At 60.7% G+C, this 22,343-nt stretch carries 17 protein-coding genes and 4 tRNA genes; 17 read left to right on the top strand and 4 right to left on the bottom strand.

Going from position 1 to position 22,343, the window contains the following annotated elements; all coding sequences use genetic code 11:
- Positions 1-159 precede the first annotated feature (159 nt).
- Positions 160-2,175, top strand: a complete 2,016-nt coding sequence (gene uvrB / locus KW841_RS07205) for an excinuclease ABC subunit UvrB (protein WP_218474879.1) — start codon at positions 160-162, stop codon at positions 2,173-2,175.
- 135 nt (positions 2,176-2,310) lie between these two features.
- Here uvrB and KW841_RS07200 read toward each other — a convergent pair whose 3' ends face one another.
- Both KW841_RS07200 and KW841_RS07195 read right to left on the bottom strand, forming a co-directional pair.
- A complete protein-coding gene (locus tag KW841_RS07200) occupies positions 2,311-3,801 on the bottom strand; it encodes an MDR family MFS transporter (RefSeq protein WP_172435702.1) in 1,491 nt (496 codons plus the stop codon).
- A 49-nt stretch (positions 3,802-3,850) separates the two neighbouring features.
- Positions 3,851-4,939 (bottom strand): HlyD family secretion protein, encoded by a 1,089-nt coding sequence (locus tag KW841_RS07195; protein WP_218474877.1) that lies wholly within the window; start codon positions 4,937-4,939, stop codon positions 3,851-3,853.
- Positions 4,940-5,170: 231 nt separating this feature from the next.
- On the opposite strand from KW841_RS07195, the gene gltX reads away from it, so the two are divergent.
- The 10 genes from gltX to KW841_RS07145 all read left to right on the top strand — a co-directional run bounded on the left by gltX (position 5,171) and on the right by KW841_RS07145 (position 11,146).
- The gene (gene gltX / locus KW841_RS07190; protein ID WP_218474875.1) at positions 5,171-6,652 is read left to right on the top strand and encodes a glutamate--tRNA ligase; all 1,482 of its coding nucleotides are present in this window, start codon (positions 5,171-5,173) and stop codon (positions 6,650-6,652) included.
- A gap of 202 nt (positions 6,653-6,854) precedes the next feature.
- Positions 6,855-6,930 (top strand) — tRNA-Ala (locus KW841_RS07185).
- Between the two features lie 79 nt (positions 6,931-7,009).
- Positions 7,010-7,085, top strand: a tRNA-Glu gene (locus KW841_RS07180).
- Positions 7,086-7,138: 53 nt separating this feature from the next.
- A tRNA-Ala gene (locus KW841_RS07175) sits at positions 7,139-7,214 on the top strand.
- 80 nt (positions 7,215-7,294) lie between these two features.
- Positions 7,295-7,370: transfer RNA gene (locus KW841_RS07170), tRNA-Glu, on the top strand.
- 184 nt (positions 7,371-7,554) lie between these two features.
- The gene (locus KW841_RS07165) at positions 7,555-8,094 is read left to right on the top strand and encodes a TetR/AcrR family transcriptional regulator (protein WP_218474872.1); all 540 of its coding nucleotides are present in this window, start codon (positions 7,555-7,557) and stop codon (positions 8,092-8,094) included.
- A 30-nt stretch (positions 8,095-8,124) separates the two neighbouring features.
- A complete protein-coding gene (locus KW841_RS07160) occupies positions 8,125-8,958 on the top strand; it encodes an alpha/beta fold hydrolase (protein WP_218474870.1) in 834 nt (277 codons plus the stop codon).
- Between the two features lie 48 nt (positions 8,959-9,006).
- Positions 9,007-9,456, top strand: coding sequence for a thioesterase family protein (locus KW841_RS07155; RefSeq protein ID WP_007978676.1), 450 nt, complete (start codon positions 9,007-9,009; stop codon positions 9,454-9,456).
- Positions 9,457-9,608: 152 nt separating this feature from the next.
- Entirely contained in the window at positions 9,609-10,568 is a 960-nt protein-coding gene (locus KW841_RS07150) for a tRNA-dihydrouridine synthase (protein ID WP_218474868.1), read from the top strand.
- 131 nt (positions 10,569-10,699) lie between these two features.
- Complete coding sequence (locus KW841_RS07145) at positions 10,700-11,146, top strand: Hsp20 family protein (RefSeq protein ID WP_218474865.1); 447 nt, start codon at positions 10,700-10,702, stop codon at positions 11,144-11,146.
- Positions 11,147-11,224: 78 nt separating this feature from the next.
- Here the strand turns inward: KW841_RS07145 and KW841_RS07140 are convergent, their stop codons facing one another.
- Together KW841_RS07140 and KW841_RS07135 are read right to left on the bottom strand one after the other, a co-directional pair.
- On the bottom strand, positions 11,225-14,503 hold the full coding sequence (locus KW841_RS07140; protein WP_218474863.1) for a PAS domain S-box protein: 3,279 nt from the start codon (positions 14,501-14,503) through the stop codon (positions 11,225-11,227).
- Between the two features lie 67 nt (positions 14,504-14,570).
- Positions 14,571-15,461, bottom strand: coding sequence for a LysR family transcriptional regulator (locus KW841_RS07135; RefSeq protein ID WP_218474860.1), 891 nt, complete (start codon positions 15,459-15,461; stop codon positions 14,571-14,573).
- Positions 15,462-15,609: 148 nt separating this feature from the next.
- Here KW841_RS07135 and leuC point away from each other — a divergent pair, with 148 nt between their 5' ends.
- The 6 genes from leuC to KW841_RS07105 all read left to right on the top strand — a co-directional run bounded on the left by leuC (position 15,610) and on the right by KW841_RS07105 (position 22,216).
- Positions 15,610-17,028, top strand: coding sequence for a 3-isopropylmalate dehydratase large subunit (gene leuC, locus KW841_RS07130; protein ID WP_218474858.1), 1,419 nt, complete (start codon positions 15,610-15,612; stop codon positions 17,026-17,028).
- Positions 17,029-17,038: 10 nt separating this feature from the next.
- Complete coding sequence (leuD, locus tag KW841_RS07125; protein ID WP_015095895.1) at positions 17,039-17,683, top strand: 3-isopropylmalate dehydratase small subunit; 645 nt, start codon at positions 17,039-17,041, stop codon at positions 17,681-17,683.
- Positions 17,684-17,828: 145 nt separating this feature from the next.
- Positions 17,829-18,596, top strand: a complete 768-nt coding sequence (locus tag KW841_RS07120; protein WP_218474856.1) for a class I SAM-dependent methyltransferase — start codon at positions 17,829-17,831, stop codon at positions 18,594-18,596.
- Between the two features lie 65 nt (positions 18,597-18,661).
- A complete protein-coding gene (gene leuB, locus KW841_RS07115; RefSeq protein WP_218474853.1) occupies positions 18,662-19,744 on the top strand; it encodes a 3-isopropylmalate dehydrogenase in 1,083 nt (360 codons plus the stop codon).
- 66 nt (positions 19,745-19,810) lie between these two features.
- Positions 19,811-20,923, top strand: a complete 1,113-nt coding sequence (gene asd, locus KW841_RS07110) for an aspartate-semialdehyde dehydrogenase (protein WP_007975660.1) — start codon at positions 19,811-19,813, stop codon at positions 20,921-20,923.
- Between the two features lie 282 nt (positions 20,924-21,205).
- Complete coding sequence (locus KW841_RS07105) at positions 21,206-22,216, top strand: aspartate-semialdehyde dehydrogenase (protein WP_218474851.1); 1,011 nt, start codon at positions 21,206-21,208, stop codon at positions 22,214-22,216.
- Positions 22,217-22,343: the final 127 nt, after the last annotated feature.

Genomic DNA, 22,343 nt, shown 5'->3' with positions numbered 1-22,343 from the left:
CGGCAAAGGTTTTGCGTGATGCAGGGCGTTTGCCTTGAAAGCGCTGGCAATCGGCTCCACATTGAGCACAATCCAGTTTTTTCCTCGGGCGACATCGGTCGTTTGCGGTCTTTCTCGTTCGTGCCGGTTTGACCGGCAAGAGTGAACCAGAGGTATTTCATGTCCGAATTCCAGCTAGTCACCCGTTTCGAGCCCGCCGGCGACCAGCCGGAAGCCATCCGCCTGATGGTCGAGGGCATCAAGGCCGGGCTGGCGCACCAGACGCTGCTCGGTGTGACCGGCTCGGGCAAGACCTTCAGCATCGCCAACGTGATCGCCCAGGTGCAGCGCCCGACGCTGGTGCTGGCGCCGAACAAGACCCTGGCGGCGCAGTTGTACGGCGAGTTCAAGGCGTTTTTCCCGAACAACGCGGTGGAGTATTTCGTTTCCTACTACGACTACTACCAACCCGAAGCCTACGTGCCGTCCTCGGACACCTTCATCGAGAAAGATGCTTCGATCAACGACCACATCGAGCAGATGCGGCTGTCGGCGACCAAGGCATTGCTCGAGCGCAAGGACGCGATCATCGTCACCACGGTGTCGTGCATCTACGGCCTGGGCAGCCCGGAAACCTATTTGAAGATGGTGTTGCACGTGGATCGCGGCGACAAGCTCGACCAGCGTGAGTTGCTGCGGCGCCTGGCCGACCTGCAATACACCCGCAACGACATGGAATTCGCCCGCGCGACCTTCCGTGTGCGCGGCGACGTGATCGATATCCACCCGGCGGAATCGGATTTCGAAGCGATCCGCATCGAACTCTTCGACGATGAAGTGGAAAGCCTGTCGGCCTTCGATCCATTGACCGGCGAAGTGATCCGCAAGCTGCCGCGCTTCACTTTCTACCCGAAGAGCCACTACGTCACGCCCCGGGAAACCCTGATGGGCGCGGTCGAAGGCATCAAGGTCGAGTTGCAGGAACGCCTGGAATACCTGCGCTCCAACAACAAACTGGTGGAAGCCCAGCGCCTGGAGCAGCGCACCCGTTTCGATCTGGAAATGATCCTCGAACTGGGTTACTGCAACGGCATCGAAAACTACTCGCGCTATCTGTCCGGTCGCGAAGCTGGCGCGGCGCCACCAACCCTTTACGATTACCTGCCGGCCGATGCCTTGCTGGTGATCGACGAATCCCACGTCAGCGTTCCGCAGGTGGGGGCCATGTACAAGGGCGACCGCTCGCGCAAGGAAACCCTGGTCGAATACGGTTTCCGCCTGCCCTCGGCCCTGGACAACCGGCCGATGCGTTTCGATGAATGGGAAAGCATCAGCCCGCAGACGATTTTCGTCTCGGCGACGCCGGGCAACTATGAAGCCGAGCACGCCGGGCGCGTGATTGACATGGTGGTGCGCCCAACCGGGCTGGTAGATCCGCAAATCGAGATCCGCCCGGCACTGACCCAGGTCGACGACTTGCTGTCGGAAATCACCAAGCGTGTCGCTCTGGAAGAGCGGGTGCTGGTCACGACGCTGACCAAGCGCATGGCCGAAGACTTGACCGACTATCTGGCCGACCACGGCGTGCGCGTGCGCTACCTGCACTCGGACATCGACACCGTGGAGCGGGTCGAAATCATCCGCGACTTGCGCCTGGGCACCTTCGATGTGCTGGTGGGCATCAACCTGTTGCGCGAAGGCCTGGACATGCCGGAAGTATCGCTGGTGGCGATCCTCGATGCCGACAAGGAAGGCTTCCTGCGTTCCGAGCGCTCGCTGATCCAGACCATCGGCCGTGCGGCGCGTAACCTCAATGGCCGGGCGATTCTGTATGCCGACCGCATCACGGGCTCCATGGAGCGGGCGATCGGCGAAACCGAGCGTCGTCGCGACAAGCAGATTGCCTTTAACCTGGCCAATGGCATCACGCCCAAAGGCGTGTTCAAGGACGTCGCCGACATCATGGAAGGCGCCACAGTGCCCGGTTCGCGCAGTAAGAAGCGCAAAGGCATGGCCAAGGCCGCCGAGGAAAACGCCAGGTACGAAGCCGAATTGCGCTCCCCGGGCGAGATCGCCAAGCGCATCAAGGCCCTGGAAGAGAAGATGTATGCGTTGGCGCGTGATCTGGAGTTTGAAGCTGCGGCGCAGATGCGCGATGAGATTGGCAAGTTGCGCGAGCGGTTGATCACTGTTTGAGATTTGCAGTGCCTGTCAGGCCGCCATCGCGAGCAAGCTCGCTCCCACAGTTGATCGGGTTGGCCCAGCGAACGCGGTCCAATGTGGGAGCGAGCTTGCTCGCGATGAGGTCGGTCAGGGCACTGCAAGTATCAATTAGTGTGCTTCCCCAGCCTTCAACCCCGCCGGCAATTTCCGGGTCAGCAACACCGCCAGCATGCTGATCCCCAGCGCGATCCCGACAAAATGAAACGCATCGTTGTAGGCCATGATCGACGCCTGTTGATGCGCGATCTCGCTGAGTTTGCCCAATGCCGCCGTTTCACTGCCTAACCGGTCGGTCAGCGAGGCAATGCGCTCGGCCACCTGCGGATTGCTCGGCACGATGGACTCACGCAGGTAATCAAAATAAACCTTGGTCCGCGCATCCAGCAGCGTGGCGAGCAGGGCGATGCCGATGGCCCCGCCGAGGTTGCGCAGGATGTTGAACAGGCTCGAGGCCGACCCTGCATCCTGGGGCAGGATGTAGGACGTCGCGATCAGCGAGATGGTGACCATGATCAGCGGCTGGCCCAGGGCGCGGATGATCTGGATCTGATTGAACTGCGGCCCGGCAAAGTCCGGGTTCAGCACGCCCGAAGAGAAGCTCGCCAACCCGAATAGTCCGAAGCCCAATGTGCACAGCCATTTCGGCGAGACGAACTTCATCAGTTTGGGCACCAGCGGGATCAGAAACAGCTGCGGCACCCCCATCCACATGATCACTTCACCGATCTGCAGGGCGTTGTAGTTCTGGATCTGCGCCAGGTACAGCGGCAGCAGGTAGATCGAGCCGTACAACCCGACCCCCATGCCGACGCTGGAAATGCTGGACAAGCCGAAGTTGCGGTTGCCGAGGATGCCGAGGTTGATCAACGGATTGGGTTTGGAAAACTGCACGATGACAAAGGTGATCAGGCTGACCAGCGCGATGCTGCCCAGGGTCACGATCAGGCTGGACTCCAGCCAGTCCTTGCGATGGCCTTCCTCCAGGAATACCTGCAGACAACCGAGCCCGACGCCGAGGGTGAGAATCCCGGCGTAGTCGGTGCTTTTCAGCAATTCCCAGTGCGCTTCTTTCTTCTCCAGGCCGTACATCAGGCCGGCGATCATGATCAGGCCGGGCGGGATGTTGATGTAGAAGATGTATTCCCAGCCCCAGTTCTCCGTCAGCCAGCCGCCGAGGGTCGGGCCGATGGAGGGCGCGAACGTGGCCGTCATGGCAAACATGGCCATGCCTTTGGCGCGGTGGTGTTCCGGGAGCTTGATCAGGGTCAGGGTGAACGCCAGCGGAATCAGCGCGCCGCCGGTAAACCCCTGCAGGGCGCGGAACACGATCATGCTCTCCAGGCTCCAGGCCATGGAGCAGAGCAGGGAGGCCGCGAGAAACCCGAGGGACACCCACACCGCCAGGCGTCGCGCCGACAGCAACTGCACGAGCCAGGCGGTGAGCGGGATCATGATGATCTCCGCCACCAGGTAGGAGGTGGAAATCCACGAGCCTTCCTCCAGGGTCGCCGACAGCGCGCCCTGGATATCCTTGAGCGAGGAATTGGTGATCTGGATGTCCAGCACCGCCATGAAGGCACCGAGCATCACGCTCATCACCGCAATCCAGTCCCGCCGGGTCGGCTCGCCGACCGGGCGGATCAGTTGATCACCGGCCATCGTCGGCGGCGTCTTTGCTGCTCACTTTGGGGGTGACGTCTGCAGGGGCGTCCTTGATGTTCACCTTGGCGGTCACCGACATGCCCGGACGGATCTTGCCACGCAGCGGATTGTCCGCGGCGAAGGTCAGTTTTACCGGAATCCGTTGCACGACTTTGGTGAAGTTGCCCGTGGCATTGTCTGGCGGCAACAGGCTGAACTGCGCGCCCGAGGCGGCGAACAGGCTGTCGACGCGGGCTTCGATCGGCGTGTCGCTGTAGGCGTCGAAGGTCAGTTCGGCTTTCTGGCCGGGCTGCATGTGGCCGATCTGGGTTTCCTTGAAGTTGGCCTGAATCCAGATGTCTTCGTCCGGCACGATCGACAGCAGGTAAGCGCCGGCCTGCACGTATTGGCCTTCGCGGGCGGCACGCTGGCCGATCAGGCCGCTGATGGGGGCGTGGACTTCGCTGCGGGTCAGGTTCAGTTCGGCCTGGGCCAGGTCGGTTTTTGCGTTGGCGATCTGCGCGTCGAGGCGTTTGATCTCGGCGGTCAGTGCGTTGACTTGCTGGCGCTGACTTTGCGCATCGGCCTGGGCCTTGGCCACTTGCGAGCGGGCAATGTGGGATTCGGCGGAGAGGGTGGTCACCCGCTCTTCCGAGACATAACCGGGTTTGCGCAAGGTCTCGGCGCGGGTCAGGTCGATCTGCGAGCGGCCCAGGCTGGCCTGGCTGGACGCGACTTGTGCTTCGCTGGCGGCAATCAGACTGGCCTGCTGGGTCAGCTTACTCTGGGCTTGCAGGCGTTCGGCCTGGCGGGTGGCCAGGGCGGCATTGGCGCGGTCGACAGCGAGGCGGAAGTCGTCGCCTTCGAGTTTGATCAGCAACTGGCCTTTCTCGACATGCTGGTTGTCCTGCACCAGCACCTGATCGATGCGCGCGCCCAACTGGCTCGACACACGGGTGATCTCGCCCTGGACATAAGCGTTGTCGGTGCTTTCATAAAAGCGCCCCTTGAAGAACCACTGGGCAAACAGGCCCCCGGCAATCAACAGGACCATCAGCAGGAATGTAAAGAGGCGACGCTTGAGTTGGGCAGGCATGAGGCAAACTGTAGTCGAGAAATTGTAAGGGAAGTTATCAGCAGGCAAATCTGGCATACAGCCGATAAGTGGTAAATGCCATGGGCGGATATTCGGCCATTCACCGCGTCATAGGGGCGTTACAGACGCAACCTTGGCTTAAATGCCCTGTTCGCTGGAGCCGGGCGGGTGTCGCCTGTTACCATTCGCGCCTAGTTTGAACTTCGCTTTTTTTTCTTTTCGAGACATGCCATGACCACCGTCCGCACTCGCATCGCGCCATCGCCTACCGGGGATCCCCACGTAGGTACCGCCTACATCGCCTTGTTCAACTACTGCTTTGCCAAGCAGCACGGCGGTGAGTTCATCCTGCGGATCGAAGACACCGACCAATTGCGTTCGACCCGTGAGTCCGAGCAGCAGATTTTCGACGCCTTGCGCTGGCTGGGGATCGACTGGAGCGAAGGCCCGGACGTCGGCGGCCCGCACGGTCCGTATCGGCAAAGCGAGCGCGGCGATATCTATCAGAAGTATTGCCAGCAACTGGTCGACATGGGGCATGCCTTCCCGTGCTTCTGCACCGCCGAAGAGCTGGACCAGATGCGCGCCGAGCAAATTGCTCGCGGTGAAACCCCGCGTTACGACGGCCGCGCGCTGCTGCTGTCCAAGGAAGAAGTCGCCCGTCGCCTGGCCGCTGGCGAACCCCATGTGATCCGCATGAAGGTGCCGAGCGAAGGCGTCTGCGTGGTGCCGGACATGCTGCGTGGCGACGTCGAGATCCCGTGGGACCGCATGGACATGCAAGTCCTGATGAAGACCGACGGCCTGCCGACGTACTTCCTGGCCAACGTGGTCGACGATCACCTGATGGGCATCACCCATGTATTGCGCGGCGAAGAGTGGCTGCCATCGGCACCGAAGCTGATCCTGCTTTACGAGTACTTCGGCTGGGAACAACCGGAGCTGTGCTACATGCCGCTGCTGCGTAACCCGGACAAGAGCAAGCTGTCCAAACGCAAGAACCCGACCTCGGTGACGTTCTACGAGCGCATGGGCTTCATGCCGGAAGCGATGCTCAATTACCTGGGCCGTATGGGCTGGTCGATGCCGGACGAGCGCGAGAAATTCTCGTTGCAGGAAATGGTCGACCACTTCGACCTGAAGCGCGTGTCCCTCGGCGGGCCGATCTTCGACATCGAGAAGCTGTCCTGGCTGAATGGCCAGTGGCTGCGTGACCTGCCGGTGGAAGAGTTCGCCGCGCGCGTGCAGAAGTGGGCGTTCAATTCCGAATACATGATGAAGATCGCACCGCACGTGCAGGGCCGGGTCGAAACCTTCAGCCAGGTGGCACCGCTGGCCGGGTTCTTCTTTGCCGGTGGCGTGAATCCGGACGCCAAGCTGTTCGAATCCAAGAAACTGTCGGGTGATCAGGTCCGTCAGTTGATGCAGTTGATCCTGTGGAAGCTCGAAAGCCTGCGTCAGTGGGAGAAGGACAGCATCACTGCGACGATCCAGGCCGTGGTCGAATCCCTGGAGTTGAAGCTGCGTGATGCCATGCCGCTGATGTTTGCCGCGATCACCGGCCAGGCGAGTTCGGTGTCGGTGCTCGATGCGATGGAAATCCTCGGTCCGGACCTGACCCGATTCCGTCTGCGCCAGGCCATCGACCTGCTGGGCGGTGTGTCGAAGAAAGAAAACAAAGAGTGGGAAAAGCTGTTGGGCGCCATCGCCTGAGCACGTCTGACTCTGCGGTAGCCGTCGGAGGCCGGGATCTTTTGTTCCTGTCCTCCGGCGTTTTCCCCCGAATTTCCGGGGGGAGGGCGGTAAGTGGTTGTTATGCCGACAAAAAATTTTGAAAAATTTCAAAAATAAGTTTGACAGGCTTTCGATACGCCCTTAAGATTCGCCCCGTCCTCAGCGATGACATCAACGATGAGGGGCTATAGCTCAGCTGGGAGAGCGCTTGCATGGCATGCAAGAGGTCGACGGTTCGATCCCGTCTAGCTCCACCAATTTACACTTCAAGGCCTGGCCACACCGGCCTTGAAGCGATCAACACTCAGCGTTGATCAGTTGTATAGAAGGGTTTGCGTCCCCTTCGTCTAGTGGCCTAGGACACCGCCCTTTCACGGCGGTAACAGGGGTTCGAGTCCCCTAGGGGACGCCAGTTTTACAGAAGCGATGTTGCAAGATGTCGCTCCGCCGCGAGGCGAAAAATCCGGGGCTATAGCTCAGCTGGGAGAGCGCCTGCATGGCATGCAGGAGGTCAGCGGTTCGATCCCGCTTAGCTCCACCAATTTTACAGTTCAAGGTCTGGCCACACCGGCCTTGAATCGATCAGCTCTCAGCACTGATCAGTTGTATAGAAGGGTTTGTGTCCCCTTCGTCTAGTGGCCTAGGACACCGCCCTTTCACGGCGGTAACAGGGGTTCGAGTCCCCTAGGGGACGCCACGATTACCCGCTCTGCGGGATTTATAAGGGTCATTCAATTATTGAATGGCCCTTTTGTTTGTCTGGCGTTTGGCCAAATTCCTCCATTTCCAAAAAAACTGTTCTTCAGACCAGCGGTCATGCCCATGACTTGCTAAAATTTATTATGAGAATAATATTTCAATCGTAATATTCGGAGGCAACGATGAACGATAAAAAAGCTCAAACCCGCGAGCGCATCCTCAAGGCTGCCAGCGCAGCGCTGATTCAGCGCGGCCCGGCCGAGCCAAGTGTGGGCGAAGTGATGGGGGCGGCGGGCCTGACGGTCGGCGGCTTCTACGCCCACTTCGAAAGCAAGGACGCGATGATGCTCGAGGCGTTCAAGCAATTGCTCGGTCACCGCCGCGACCTGATTGCCGACATGGACGCGCAGTTGACCGGTGAAGAGCGCCGCGCGCTGGTGGCTGCGTTCTATCTGTCGCGCAAGCACCGTGATTCCTCTGAATCGGCCTGTCCGATCCCGGCATCGGTCGGCGAACTGGGGCGGCTGCCGGACGCGTTTCGTGTCGCCCTGAATGAGCATGTGGAATTGATGGTCGCGCAGTTGGCGGCCAGTCCTGAAGAAACCGAAAAAGCCCTGGCCGATATGGCCTTGATGGTGGGTGGGCTGGCTCTGGCGCGGGCGCTGGGGCCGGGAGAGTTGTCCGATCGATTACTGCGCGCCGCCAAATCGGCAGTGCGTTGACCCTGAAGGCTGCGGCCTGAGGAGAATGCGATGAGCGCGTTAAAGTGGGTTCGTGGCGTTAATGGCACCTTGGGCTGGTTTGCCCCGAAACTGGTCGCTAGCAAAATGCGACTGGCCTTCATGACTCCGCGGGACCTGCCGCCCCGTGACTGGGAACTGCCGCTGTTGGCGCGATCCGAGCGCATTACCCTGCGGTTTGGTCTTTCGGCGCTGCGCTGGGGGCAGGGACCGGCCGTGCTGCTGATGCACGGCTGGGAAGGTCGGCCGACGCAGTTTGCCAGCCTCATCACCGCGCTGGTCGATGCCGGTTACTCGGTCGTCGCCCTGGATGGTCCGGCCCATGGCCGCTCACCGGGCAGAGAAGCGAATGTGGTGCTGTTTGCTCGCGCCATGCTTGAAGCCGCTTCCGAATTGCCTCCGCTGCAAGCGGTCATCGGCCACTCCATGGGCGGCGCCAGTGCCATGCTCGCGGTCCAGTTGGGTTTGCGCACTGAAACCCTGGTGAGCATTGCCGCTCCGGCACGGATTCTCGGCGTACTGCGTGGTTTTGCCCGTTATGTGGGGCTGCCGCCGAAGGCTCGCTCGGCGTTCATTCGTCAGGTGGAGAATGATGTCGGCATGCGCGCCGCGATGCTGGATGTCGCGCACTATCAACTCGATATGCCCGGCCTGATCGTTCACGCCGAAGATGACACCTTCGTCCCGGTCAGCGAGTCGCAATTGATCCACGAGGCGTGGTTCGACAGTCGCCTGCTGCGCTTGAAGGAGGGTGGTCATCAGCGCGTATTGGCCGACCCCCGAGTGATTGATGGCGTGTTATCACTGCTGGCCGGACGCAGTCTGCAATCACGCCAATCCGCTTGAGCTTCCGTTACACTGCCCCGGTCGAAATCATCTGACCGGGAGTGGGGCATGGGCTGGGATCGGGAAACGCCATTTATCATTGATCTGCAAGTGGACGCCGAGGACATCGACGGGTTGGGGCACGCGAACAACGCGGTCTACGTAACCTGGCTCGAGCGCTGCGCCTGGCGCCACTCCCAACGCCTTGGCCTGGATCTGGTCGAATACCGGCGGCTGGACCGGGCGATGGCGGTGGTGCGCCACGAGATTGATTACCTGGCAGCGGCCTACGAAGGCGATGAGCTGCAATTGGCGACCTGGATCGTCGACTGGGACCAGCGCCTGAAAATGACCCGGCACTTCCAGCTGATCCGCCCCAGCGACAATGCAACGTTGCTGCGCGCGCAAACCACGTTCGTCTGTATCGAGCTGTCCACCGGCAAACCCAAGCGCATGCCGACGGAGTTCATCGAAGGCTATGGTCCGGCGTTGCATGCTTTGGAATCAGCAAAAATCTAATGTGGGAGCGAGCCTGCTCGCGAAGGCGGCGGCAAATCCAACATCAATGTATCTGACAGTGTGCTTTCGCGAGCAGGCTCGCTCCCACAGGATCTGCAGCTTCTCGCGTAATCCAGTAAACTGCCGCACGTTTTTCCTCGAGTGTGTTTTTCATGCAAATTGCTTTGGCGCCCATGGAGGGGTTGGTCGACGACATCCTGCGCGATGTGTTGACCCGCGTGGGTGGTATTGACTGGTGCGTGACCGAGTTCATTCGGGTCAACGACCAGTTGCTGACGCCTGCCTATTTCCACAAGTTCGGCCCGGAGCTGCTCAACGGTGCCCGGACGGCCTCCGGCGTGCCGCTGCGTGTGCAACTGCTCGGTTCCGATCCAGTGTGCCTGGCAGAAAATGCCGCGCTGGCGTGCGAGCTGGGTTCCGAAGTGATCGACCTGAACTTTGGCTGCCCGGCCAAGACCGTCAACAAATCCCGTGGTGGCGCGGTCCTGCTCAAGGAACCCGAGTTGCTCAACCAGATCGTCGAGCACGTCCGCCGTGCCGTCCCCGCGCACATTCCGGTCACCGCTAAGATGCGCCTGGGCTTCGACAGCCCGGACGGTTCGCTGGTGTGTGCCACGGCCCTGGCCGAAGGCGGTGCGGAACACATCGTGGTGCACGCGCGAACCAAGGTCGATGGCTACAAGCCGCCGGCGCATTGGGAGTGGATTCCACGGGTGCAGGACGTGGTCAAGGTGCCGGTGTTCGCCAATGGTGATATCTGGAGCGTCGAAGACTGGCGTCGTTGCCGCGAGATCAGTGGCGTGGAAGACATCATGCTCGGTCGCGGCCTGGTCTCGCGCCCCGATCTGGCGAAGCAGATTGCCGCTGCCCGGGCCGGTGAAGAGGTCGTGGAGATGACCTGGAGCGAACTGCTGCCGCTGATCCAGGACTTCTGGCTGCAAGCCAAGGCGCAGATGACGCCACGCCAATCGCCGGGTCGCCTGAAGCAATGGCTGGCGATGCTGACCCGCAATTATCCCGAGGCGGTAGAGCTGTTCACCGTCCTGCGTCGTGAGACCGAACTGGATAACGTCTCGCGTTTGTTGGGGCTGCCGGTGGCTGAAGCCGCCTGAGGCTCTTTTAAAAAAAGTAGAAAATAAGCTCTTGAAATGCAATCGGCGGTCCCTATCTAAGGGTTACGCGATGCCGAATTCGGGTCGCGGAGACAAAAAACCTTGCTGATTGTTTTCAGGAGATTTGAATCATGGCTACTACATTTTCCATGGCCCCACTGTTCCGTTCCTCGGTAGGTTTCGACCGTTTCAACGACCTGTTCGAAACCGCCCTGCGCAATGAGCCAGGCAGCAGCTATCCACCCTATAACGTGGAAAAACATGGCGACGACCAGTACCGCATTGTCATCGCAGCGGCTGGTTTCCAGGAAGAAGACCTGGAGCTCGAAGTCGAGAAGGGTGTGCTGACCATCAGTGGCGGTAAACGCGACGCAAACGAAGACGTTACTTATCTGTATCAGGGCATAGCGCAACGTGCGTTCAAGCTGTCCTTCCGTCTGGCGGACCACATCGAGATCAAGGCGGCCGGCCTGAGCAACGGTCTGTTGAGCATCGACCTGCTGCGGGTGATTCCGGAAGAGGCGAAAGCCAAGCGCATCCCGATCAACGGGGTGCAAAAGCCGGCTCTGCAACACTGAGTCAGGGCAGGAAGAAGGGCGCCATTGGCGCCCTTTTTTGTGCCTGTACCATTTGTAGGAGCTGCCGCAGGGTTTGCGTTATTTCAGGAGTTTTTGGAACTCTTCCACCGGCAACGGCGGGCTGTGCAAATACCCTTGGTAGAAGTGGCACTCCAGCCCCAGCAGGAACTCAAGCTGCTCCGCTGTTTCCACCCCTTCGGCAATCACTTTCAAATCCAGGCTGCGGGCCATGGCGACGATGGCGCGGATGATCTCGGCGTCGTTCGGGTCGCTGGTGGCGTCGCGGATGAACGACTGGTCGATTTTCAGGGTGTCGACCGGCAGGCGCTTGAGGTAGGTCAGTGAGGAATAGCCGGTGCCGAAGTCGTCCATGGCGAAGCTCACACCGAGTTTTTTCAGGCGGCGCATTTTGCCGATGGTGTCTTCCAGGTTCTGGATCACGATGCCTTCGGTGATTTCCAGTTTCAGCAACGAGCAGGGCAGCCCATAAGTGGCGAGGCTGTTTTCAACGCGTTCAACGAAATCGTTCTGGCGGAACTGGCGCGGGCTGATGTTCACGCACAGGCTGAATTTGTAAGGGTTCACCAGGCCTCGGTCGATCAGTTGCTTGAAGGCCTGGCAGGCTTCGTCGAGGATCCAGGTGCCGACCTCCAGGATCAGTCCGCTGTCTTCCAGCACCTTGATGAACTCTGTCGGTGATTGTGCCCCGAGTTCCGGGTGATTCCAGCGTACCAGGGCCTCGGCGCCGACGATGCGGTCGCCCCGGGCGTCGACCTGGGGTTGGTAATGCACGTGAAATTCGCCCCGGGACAGGGCCAGGCGCAAGTCGGTTTCCATGCGCAGGCGTTCGCTCGCGGCCTTCTGCATGGTGTTGTGGTACATCTGCGCGGTATTGCGTCCCGAGTCCTTGGCGCGATAGAGCGCGATGTCGGCGCGCTTGAGCAGGTCGGTCGGGGTCGAGCCGTGATCGGGGATCAGCGCAATGCCGATACTTGGCGTCACTTGCAGGCGCTGGCCGTCGAGGAACATCGGTTCGGACAGCAGCTCGCGGAGGGTGTCGGCCAGTTCGCGAACCTGATCGCTGACCTCGCTACGCGAGCCTTCGAGACCGCTGAGCAGCACCACGAACTCATCGCCACCCAGGCGCGCAACCGTGTCCTCCATGCGCACGCTGGCCTCCAGGCGCGCGGTGATGATTTTCAGCACGGTATCGCCCACTGGATGCCCGAGGGAGTCGTTGATGTGCTTGAAGTGGTCGAGGTCGAGGAACATCAGCGCGCCGCGCAGGTTATGCCGTTTGAGCAGGGCGATCTGCTGGCTCAGGCGGTCCATCAGCAAGGCACGGTTGGGCAGGTTGGTCAGTGGGTCGTGGTAGGCCAGGTGGCGAATCTGCGCTTCGGCGTTTTTCAGCAGGCTCACGTCCCGCGCGGTCAACAGCAGGCAGGCCGTTTCGTTGAGGGTGATCGGCTCCACCGAGACTTCGACGGTGAGCAGTTCGCCGCGCTTGTTGCGCCCGAGCATTTCCTGGTGATGAACCCGGCCCTTGATCTGCAATTCGGCCAGCAGCGCCGAGCGTTGTTTTTCTTCCGCCCAGATCCCGACCTGGTACACCGTACGGCCCACCACTTCCTCGGCGCGGTAGCCGGTCAGGCGGCAGAAACCGTCGTTGACCTCCAGATAGCGTCCGGTGTCGCGCTCGGTGATGGTGATGGCGTCGGGGCTGGAGTGGAAGGCCTTGGCGAATTTCTCTTCACTGGCCTTGAGCGCCGCTTCCGAGCGTTGTTGCTGGGTGATATCGCGCAGCGTGGTGACGATGCAGGCCTGGTCGCCGACGCTGATCTGGCGGCTGGAAATTACGCAGGTCAGGGCCTGTCCGTCCTTGTGTTGGACCAGAATGGCGACGTTGTTCAGGCCTTGTTCGCGGATCACTTGTTCGATCCGCCGCAGGCTTTTCGCTGAAGCGTCCCACAAGCCGATTTCGTCGGCACTTCGGCCGATCACATCGGCGGCGCTCCAGCCGAAGGTCTGGGTGAAGCTGGAGTTGATTTCGATGAACTGGCCGCTGTCCTGGTGGGTGACGCAGATCGGATCGGGGCTGACCTGGAACAGCGTGGCGAATTTTTCTTCGGAGGCCACCAGCCGTTGTTCACGCTCAACCTGGTCGGTGATGTCGAGCAAGGTGCCGGCCATGCGCACCGGCACGCCGTTGTCATCGCGGTAGAGGCGGGCGCGGCTTTCCAGGTAGCGTGAGCTGCCGTCGGGCAATTGCACTCGGTAGGTCAATTGATAGTTGCCGGCCGGGCCTTCGCGCAGGCTGCGATAGGCGTCGCGCATGGTGTCGCGCTCTTCGCCGGGCACGCCCTCGAAAAATGCGTCGAAGGATTCGTGAAAGGGTTTGGCTTCCAGACCGTGCAGTTGGGCGGCCCGTGCCGATCCGTAGAGCATGCCGCTGGGAATGTGCCAGTCCCAGGTACCGAGTTGCGCCGAATCCAGGGCCAGGTCGAGGCGTTCCTGGCTGTCCTTGAGGGCGTGTTCGGCGGCTTTGCGTTCGGTGGTGTCGAGGAAGGTGCTCAGTAGATAGGGCTGGCCTTCGAGCTCGACTTTTTGCGCACTGAGGATGCCGTCATGGATCTGGCCGTTGCTGGCGCGGAACTGCACTTCCATGCTGACCAGGTCGCCTTTGGCTTTAGTGGCCTTGACCAGATCGGCCCGTTGCTCGGGGTGTACCCACAGCCCCAGTTCCAGGGTGGTGCGGCCGATCGCGTCTTGCACCGGCCAACCGAACAGGCTTTCGAAATATTGGTTGGCTTCGGTAATCAGGCCGTCTTCCTGGCGGGTCAGCAGAACCATGTTCGGGCACAGGTGAAACAGGGTGGCAAAGCGTTTTTCCGAACTGCTCAACGCCTGTTCACGCTGGCGCTGGTGAGTAATCTCGCGGATCACGCCAATCATCCGTGGCCGGCCATGCTTGTCCGGCAACAGGCTGCCGCTGATTTCCAGCCAGTGCAGGCTGCCGTCGGGCCAGCGGATGCGGTGGTGCATGGCCTGCTCCAGTGGCGCGCCGCCAATGACCGCGTGAAAGGCGCGTACGGTTTTGGCGCGATCCTCTGGGGGTAGAAGGTCGAGGTATTCCAGGTCATGGGGCAGCGGTTGCCGTGGATCGAAGCCGAACAGCGCCTGCGTGCCCCGGGACCAGCTGATCTGGCCGCGTTCGATGTCCCAATACCAGGCGCCCAGGCGCGCACCGTTGAGCGCGGCCAGCAATTGCGAGGCGCTTTCCCAGCTCTGTTCGGAGCTTTTCGGATCAATTGCCTGGATACGCGGCATCGGCGGAATACGGTCTACAGATTTCGGCATTGGCAAGCCTTGGGCTGGTGTTGGGCATTTGTTGCAGGTATTCGCGGCTCTATAGGAGTAGCACAACTTAGCCTTGAGTCCCTGGCGGATCGAGTTGAGCGTCCAGCAAGGCCATGAAGGCCCGCGCAGCATTCGACAGCGTCCTTTCCGTGTGCAGGATATAGCCTAGCTGGCGAGTGAGCTGTATGCCCGGCAAAGGTATGCGCGCCACCTGGTCATCGAGCATGGTGCGTGGCAAGACACTCCAGGCCAGGCCGATCGAGACCATCATCTTGATGGTTTCCAGGTAGTTGGTGCTCATGGCGATGTTGGGCGTCAGGCCCTGGGCTTCAAACAGTCGTTGCACGATGTGGTGGGTAAAGGTGTTGCCGCCGGGGAACACCGCCGGGTGTCGGGCGATGTCCGCCAGGCTGACCTTGCCGTTGTTGAGCAGTGAGTGCTCCGGGGCGACCACGAAATCCAGCGGGTCGTCCCACACAGGCGTGGCCTTGACCAGCGTGTGGGGCTCCGGTGCGAGGGTGATGACTGCCAGTTCGGCGCGGCCATGGAGAATTTCCTCGTAGGCCACTTCCGAATCGAGGAACTGAATATCCAGCGCCACTTGCGGGTAGCGTCGGGTGAACTCCCTTAATAAGGGAGGCAGACGGTGCAGGCCGATGTGGTGACTGGTGGCCAGGGTCAGGCGGCCGGTCACTTCGCCGGTGAGGTTGGTCAAGGCGCGGCGCGTATCATCCAGCACATTGAGAATCTGATAGGCCCGCGGCAGCAGGGCGCGCCCGGCCTCGGTCAAGCCCACTTCACGGCCCAGGCGATCGAACAGCCGCACCTTCAATTGCTGCTCCAGTCCGGCGATGCGCTTGCTGATGGCCGGCTGGGTCAGGTGCAGCCGTTCACCTGCGCCGGAGAAACTTCCGGTCTCGGCAATGGCAATAAAAGCATTGAGGTTGGCCAGGTCCATGTTCGCATTCCAGTTGGTTATCCAAAGCATAAAAAATATGAATTTGAGTTATTTAATGTAACCCCATAGGATCGACCTCACAAGCCAAGGGGTTATTGAATCGCTCAAGACCCAGGGCATAGAAACAAGCTGATGAGGAAACCGTCTGATGGCCGGCAAAACGCTCTACGACAAGCTCTGGGATTCGCATTTGGTCAAGCAGCGCGACGATGGTTCTGCGCTGATCTACATCGACCGTCACATCATCCACGAAGTGACTTCGCCGCAAGCCTTTGAAGGCCTGCGTCTGGCCGGGCGCAAGCCATGGCGCATCGATGCCAACATCGCGACCCCGGACCACAACGTACCGACCACGCCGGAGCGCAAGGGCGGCATCGACGCCATCGTTGACCAGGTCTCGCGCCTGCAAGTCCAGACCCTCGATGACAACTGCGATGAATACGGCATTGTCGAATTCAAGATGAACGACGTTCGCCAGGGCATCGTCCACGTCATCGGCCCGGAGCAGGGCGCCACCTTGCCGGGCATGACCGTGGTCTGCGGCGACTCCCATACCTCGACCCACGGCGCATTCGGCGCATTGGCACACGGTATCGGCACTTCCGAGGTCGAGCATGTGCTCGCCACCCAGTGCCTGGTCGCCAAGAAAATGAAGAACATGCTGGTGCGCGTCGAAGGCCAATTGCCGTTCGGCGTGACCGCCAAGGACATCGTGCTCGCCGTGATCGGCAAGATCGGCACCGCCGGCGGTAACGGCCATGCCATCGAATTCGCCGGCAGTGCGATTCGCGACCTGTCCGTGGAAGGCCGCATGACCATCTGCAACATGGCCATCGAAGCCGGCGCTCGTGTAGGCCTGGTGGCTGCAGACGAAAAGACCGTGGAATACGTCAAGGGTCGTCCGTTCGCACCGAAAGGCGCGGAGTGGGACCTGGCCGTCGAAGCCTGGAAAGACCTGGTGTCTGACGCCGACGCCAGTTTCGACACCGTGGTCGAGCTCGACGCAACGCAAATCAAGCCGCAAGTCAGCTGGGGCACCTCGCCGGAAATGGTGTTGGCGGTCGACCAGAACGTGCCGGATCCTGCGAAGGAAATGGACCTGGTCAAGCGTGATTCCATCGTCCGTGCCTTGAAATACATGGGTTTGACCGCCAACCAGGCGATCACCGACATCCAGCTCGACCGCGTGTTCATCGGTTCCTGCACCAACTCGCGGATCGAAGACCTGCGTGCGGCGGCCGTGATTGCCAAGGGCCGCAAAGTGGCCTCGACCATCAAGCAGGCCATCGTGGTTCCAGGCTCGGGCCTGGTGAAGGCACAGGCCGAATCGGAAGGCCTGGACAAGATTTTCATCGAAGCCGGTTTCGAATGGCGTGAGCCGGGTTGCTCGATGTGCCTGGCGATGAACCCGGACCGTTTGGAAAGTGGCGAGCATTGCGCCTCGACCTCCAACCGTAACTTCGAAGGCCGTCAGGGCGCCGGTGGCCGTACCCACCTCGTCAGCCCGGCCATGGCCGCGGCCGCTGCCGTAAACGGTCGTTTCGTCGACGTCCGTGAATTGATTTAAGGAGCGCAGCATGAAAGCTTTTACCCAGCACACTGGACTTGTCGCGCCTTTGGATCGTGCCAACGTCGACACCGACCAGATCATCCCGAAGCAGTTCTTGAAGTCGATCAAGCGCACCGGTTTTGGCCCGAACCTGTTCGATGAATGGCGCTACCTGGATGTGGGCCAGCCTTACCAGGACAACTCCAAGCGTCCGCTGAACAAGGACTTCGTCCTCAATGCCGAGCGTTACCAGGGCGCCAGCGTGTTGCTGGCCCGTGAGAACTTCGGTTGCGGCTCCAGTCGTGAACACGCGCCGTGGGCGCTGGAAGAGTACGGTTTCCGCAGCATCATCGCGCCGAGCTATGCCGACATCTTCTTCAACAACAGCTTCAAGAACGGCTTGCTGCCGATCATCTTGAGCGATGCCGAAGTCGACGAACTGTTCCAGCAGGTCGAGGCCAATCCGGGTTATCAGTTGCAGGTCGATCTGCAAGCCCAGACCGTGACCCGCCCTGACGGCAAGGTGTTGAGCTTTGAAATCGATGCGTTCCGCAAGCATTGCCTGCTCAACGGCCTGGACGATATCGGCCTGACCTTGCAGGACGGCGATGCGATTGCAGCGTTTGAGGCCAAGCACCGTGCGAGCCAGCCTTGGTTGTTTCGCGACGCTTGATTTTGCGTAAGGCGTAATGACGCCATCGCGAGCAAGCTCGCTCCCACATTGGATTTGCGGCGTAAACAAAACCTGTGGGAGCGAGCTTGCTCGCGATGAGGCCAGAACAGACACCCCAAGACTCACCCCCAAAAAGGAAGTCCCCATGACCAGCACCGCCCAGCACAGCCAGGTAGTCCAAAAGCAATTCGGTGAACAGGCAGCCGCCTACCTGAGCAGCGCCGTTCACGCTCAAGGCACCGAATTCGCTCTGCTACAGGCTGAACTGGCGGGGCAGGGCGATGCCCGGGTCCTGGACCTGGGTTGCGGCGCCGGTCACGTGAGTTTCCACGTGGCTTCGCTGGTCAAGGAAGTCGTGGCCTACGACCTGTCGCAGCAAATGCTGGATGTGGTCGCCGGTGCTGCCGTTGATCGTGGCTTGAGCAACGTATCGACGGTCCTCGGTGCCGCCGAGCGCCTGCCGTTCGCCGATGGCGAATTCGATTTCGTCTTCAGCCGCTATTCGGCGCACCATTGGAGCGATCTGGGCGTGGCCCTGCGGGAAGTGCGGCGGGTGTTGAAACCGGGTGGCGTGGCGGCATTTGTCGACGTGTTGTCACCGGGCAGTCCGTTGTTCGACACTTACCTGCAGAGCGTCGAAGTGCTGCGCGACACCAGCCATGTGCGCGATTATTCCGCCGGTGAGTGGCTGCGCCAGGTCAGCGAGGCGGGGTTGCACACCCGCAGTACCATCCGTCAGCGCTTGCGCCTGGAGTACAACAGCTGGGTCGAACGCATGCGCACCCCTGAAGTGATGCGCGCGGCGATCCGCCAGTTGCAGCAGTCCATGGGCAACGAAGTGCGCGAATATTTTGAGATTGAGGCCGATGGTTCGTTCAGTACCGATGTGCTGGTGCTGTTTGTAGAACGATAGGTGTCGAGCGATAGAATTTTTCCGGGAGCGCCTAAGGGTGCACCGACTGATGACATGAGGAAAGCATGAGCAAGCAGATTCTGATTCTCCCAGGTGACGGTATTGGCCCGGAAATCATGGCCGAAGCGGTCAAGGTGCTGGAGCTGGCCAGTGACAAGTTCTCTCTGGGCTTCGAGCTGAGCCACGACGTGATCGGTGGCGCGGCCATCGACAAACACGGCGTGCCTTTGGCCGATGAAACCCTGGAGCGTGCCCGCGCGGCCGATGCCGTGTTGCTGGGTGCAGTCGGCGGCCCGAAATGGGACGCCATCGAGCGTGACATCCGCCCTGAGCGCGGCCTGTTGAAAATCCGTGCGCAACTGGGCCTGTTCGGCAACCTGCGTCCGGCGATCCTGTACCCGCAACTGGCCGAGGCTTCCAGCCTGAAGCCGGAAATCGTTGCCGGGCTGGACATCCTGATCGTTCGCGAACTGACCGGCGGCATCTATTTCGGTGCACCGCGTGGCACCCGTACCCTGGAAAACGGCGAGCGTCAGTCCTACGACACCCTGCCGTACAGCGAAAGCGAAATCCGCCGTATCGCCCGTGTCGGCTTCGACATGGCCATGGTCCGCGGCAAGAAGCTGTGCTCGGTGGACAAGGCCAACGTACTGGCTTCCAGCCAGCTGTGGCGTGAAGTGGTCGAGCAGGTGGCCAAGGATTATCCTGAAGTCGAACTGAGCCACATGTACGTCGACAACGCCGCCATGCAACTGGTGCGTGCACCGAAGCAGTTCGACGTGATCGTTACCGACAACATGTTCGGCGACATCCTGTCCGACCAGGCTTCGATGCTCACCGGTTCCATCGGCATGCTGCCGTCGGCGTCCCTGGACACCAACAACAAAGGCATGTACGAGCCGTGCCACGGTTCGGCGCCGGACATCGCGGGCAAGGGCATTGCCAACCCGCTGGCGACCATTTTGTCGGTGTCGATGATGCTGCGTTACAGCTTCAATCAGCAGGCTGCCGCCGACGCCATCGAGAAAGCCGTGAGCCTGGTGCTCGACCAGGGCTTGCGCACGGGTGACATCTGGTCGGCCGGTTGCACTAAAGTCGGTACGCAGGAAATGGGTGACGCAGTAGTCGCCGCGCTGCGGAATCTGTAATCTCTCGGGCCCGCTGCCAAATTCAAGACAAGGCAGCGGCCCACATTTCAAGAAGGTGTAGTTGCGATGAAACGTGTAGGTCTGATCGGTTGGCGCGGTATGGTCGGTTCCGTGCTCATGCAGCGGATGCTGGAAGAGCAGGATTTCGATCTTATCGAGCCGGTGTTTTTCACCACTTCCAATGTCGGTGGCCAAGGCCCGTCCGTGGGCAAGGACATTGCTCCGCTCAAGGACGCTTACAGCATTGAAGAGCTGAAAACCCTCGACGTGATTTTGACCTGCCAGGGTGGCGACTACACCAGCGAAGTCTTCCCCAAGCTGCGCGAAGCCGGCTGGCAGGGTTACTGGATCGACGCCGCTTCCAGCCTGCGCATGCAGGATGACGCGGTGATCGTTCTGGATCCGGTGAACCGCAAGGTCATCGACCAGCAGCTCGATGCGGGCACCAAGAACTACATCGGCGGCAACTGCACCGTCAGCCTGATGCTGATGGGCCTTGGTGGCCTGTTCGAAGCCGGTCTGGTCGAGTGGATGAGCGCCATGACCTATCAGGCGGCCTCCGGTGCCGGCGCGCAGAACATGCGTGAACTGATCAAGCAGATGGGCGCGACCCACGCTGCTGTCGCCGATCAACTGGCCGATCCGGCCAGCGCGATCCTCGACATCGACCGTCGTGTGGCCGAAGCCATGCGCAGCGACGCGTACCCGACCGAAAACTTCGGCGTACCGCTGGCGGGCAGCCTGATCCCTTGGATCGACAAGGAACTGCCGAACGGTCAAAGCCGTGAAGAGTGGAAGGCCCAGGCCGAGACCAACAAGATCCTCGGTCGCTTCAAGAGCCCGATCCCGGTCGATGGCATCTGCGTGCGCATCGGCGCCATGCGCTGCCACAGCCAGGCGCTGACCATCAAGCTGAACAAAGACGTGCCGATCGCCGACATCGAAGGGTTGATCAGCCAGCACAACCCTTGGGTCAAACTGGTGCCGAACAGCCGTGAGACCAGCATTCAGGAGCTGAGCCCGAACAAGGTCACCGGCACCCTGAACATCCCGGTTGGCCGTCTGCGCAAGCTGAACATGGGCTCGCAGTTCGTTGGCGCGTTCACCGTCGGCGACCAGCTGCTGTGGGGCGCGGCCGAACCGCTGCGTCGCATGCTGCGGATCCTGCTCGAGCGTTGATCGACTGATGCAATGAAAGAACCCGCGCCTTGAAAGAGGTGCGGGTTTTTTTATCCCTGACTGTCTGACGTTTATGGGTTGCCCGTACCGGCCTCTTCGCGGGCAAGCCCGCTCCCACAGGTTTCAGTGGTGTACACAAACCTTGTGCTCGACACCGAACATTGTGGGAGCGGGCTTGCCCGCGAAGGGGCCGGTACAGCCAGCGTAAATATCCGGCAGAATTGCCTGCATCCCCACCACCCGGTAAAGTGCCGCTCCCCCCGTTTCGCCAGAGGCCAAGCCATGAACCAGTCCATCGATATTGCCGTGATCGGCGCCACCGGTACTGTCGGCGAAACGCTCGTGCAGATTCTCGAAGAGCGCGATTTCCCGATCGGCACCCTTCATCTGTTGGCCAGCAGCGAGTCGGCCGGCAGTTCCGTGCCCTTTCGCGGCAAGAACGTGCGGGTGCGGGAAGTCGATGAGTTCGACTTCAGCAAGGTGCAGTTGGCATTTTTTGCCGCCGGCCCGGCGGTTTCCTTGAGTTTTGCTTCCCGTGCGAACGACGCCGGTTGCTCGGTGATCGATCTGTCCGGTGCCTTGCCCGCGGATAAGGCGCCGCAGGTCGTGCCTGAGGCCAACGCTCAGGTGCTGGCGGGCTTGAAAAAGCCGTTTCTGGTCAGTGGTCCAAGTCCGTCGGCTACCACGCTGGCGGTGGTGCTCGCGCCGCTGATGAATGTGCTCGATTTGCAGCGTGTCAGCCTGACCGCCAGCCTGGCGGTATCGGCCCAGGGCCGTGAAGCCGTGAGCGAGCTCGCCCGGCAAACCGCTGAACTGCTGAATGTGCGGCCGCTGGAACCGAAATTCTTTGACCGGCAAATGGCCTTCAACCTGTTGGCCCAGGTCGGCAAGCCGGACGAACAAGGTCATACGCTGCTGGAAAAACGCCTGGTGCGTGAGCTGCGTCAGGTCATGGCGCTGCCTGCATTGAAGATTTCCGTCACTTGCATTCAAGCCCCGGTGTTTTTTGGCGATAGCTATAGCGTGACCCTGCAGTGCGCAAGCGACATTGATTTGGCCAAAGTCAATGCTGCGTTGGAAGACGCGCCCGGCATCGAGCTGGTCGAGGCGGGCGATTACCCGACCCCGGTAGGTGACGCGGTAGGCCAGGATGTGGTCTACGTGGGGCGGGTTCGCCATGGTATCGACGACCTGTCGGAACTTAATTTGTGGCTGACGTCAGATAACGTACGCAAAGGCGCCGCGCTCAACGCTGTGCAGCTGGCTGAGTTGTTGATTAAAGACCTGCTGTAAAAGATACTTTGCAACAATTTGTCGAATGATTCCGCGCGAGCCTATGCTTGCCGGAGCGCTGAAGGCGAGCCACTCTGCGGGGCTTTCCGGGGCATCAATCAAATGATCGCGCGCGACGACCTTCGTC

This window comes from Pseudomonas sp. PDM28 (assembly GCF_019219115.1).
GTDB lineage: Bacteria > Pseudomonadota > Gammaproteobacteria > Pseudomonadales > Pseudomonadaceae > Aquipseudomonas > Aquipseudomonas laurylsulfatiphila.
The sequence above is the reverse complement of the archived record's forward strand: the minus strand, read 5'-3'. Positions and strand labels throughout refer to the sequence as shown.

Coding starts and splice junctions, on each gene's coding strand:
- uvrB (WP_218474879.1), top strand. CDS start 160: ATGTCCGAATTCCAGCTAGTCACCCGTTTCGAGCCCGCCGGCGACCAG.
- KW841_RS07195 (WP_218474877.1), bottom strand. CDS start 4,939: ATGCCTGCCCAACTCAAGCGTCGCCTCTTTACATTCCTGCTGATGGTC.
- gltX (WP_218474875.1), top strand. CDS start 5,171: ATGACCACCGTCCGCACTCGCATCGCGCCATCGCCTACCGGGGATCCC.
- KW841_RS07165 (WP_218474872.1), top strand. CDS start 7,555: ATGAACGATAAAAAAGCTCAAACCCGCGAGCGCATCCTCAAGGCTGCC.
- KW841_RS07160 (WP_218474870.1), top strand. CDS start 8,125: ATGAGCGCGTTAAAGTGGGTTCGTGGCGTTAATGGCACCTTGGGCTGG.
- KW841_RS07155 (WP_007978676.1), top strand. CDS start 9,007: ATGGGCTGGGATCGGGAAACGCCATTTATCATTGATCTGCAAGTGGAC.
- KW841_RS07150 (WP_218474868.1), top strand. CDS start 9,609: ATGCAAATTGCTTTGGCGCCCATGGAGGGGTTGGTCGACGACATCCTG.
- KW841_RS07145 (WP_218474865.1), top strand. CDS start 10,700: ATGGCTACTACATTTTCCATGGCCCCACTGTTCCGTTCCTCGGTAGGT.
- KW841_RS07140 (WP_218474863.1), bottom strand. CDS start 14,503: ATGCCGAAATCTGTAGACCGTATTCCGCCGATGCCGCGTATCCAGGCA.
- KW841_RS07135 (WP_218474860.1), bottom strand. CDS start 15,461: ATGGACCTGGCCAACCTCAATGCTTTTATTGCCATTGCCGAGACCGGA.
- leuC (WP_218474858.1), top strand. CDS start 15,610: ATGGCCGGCAAAACGCTCTACGACAAGCTCTGGGATTCGCATTTGGTC.
- leuD (WP_015095895.1), top strand. CDS start 17,039: ATGAAAGCTTTTACCCAGCACACTGGACTTGTCGCGCCTTTGGATCGT.
- KW841_RS07120 (WP_218474856.1), top strand. CDS start 17,829: ATGACCAGCACCGCCCAGCACAGCCAGGTAGTCCAAAAGCAATTCGGT.
- leuB (WP_218474853.1), top strand. CDS start 18,662: ATGAGCAAGCAGATTCTGATTCTCCCAGGTGACGGTATTGGCCCGGAA.
- asd (WP_007975660.1), top strand. CDS start 19,811: ATGAAACGTGTAGGTCTGATCGGTTGGCGCGGTATGGTCGGTTCCGTG.
- KW841_RS07105 (WP_218474851.1), top strand. CDS start 21,206: ATGAACCAGTCCATCGATATTGCCGTGATCGGCGCCACCGGTACTGTC.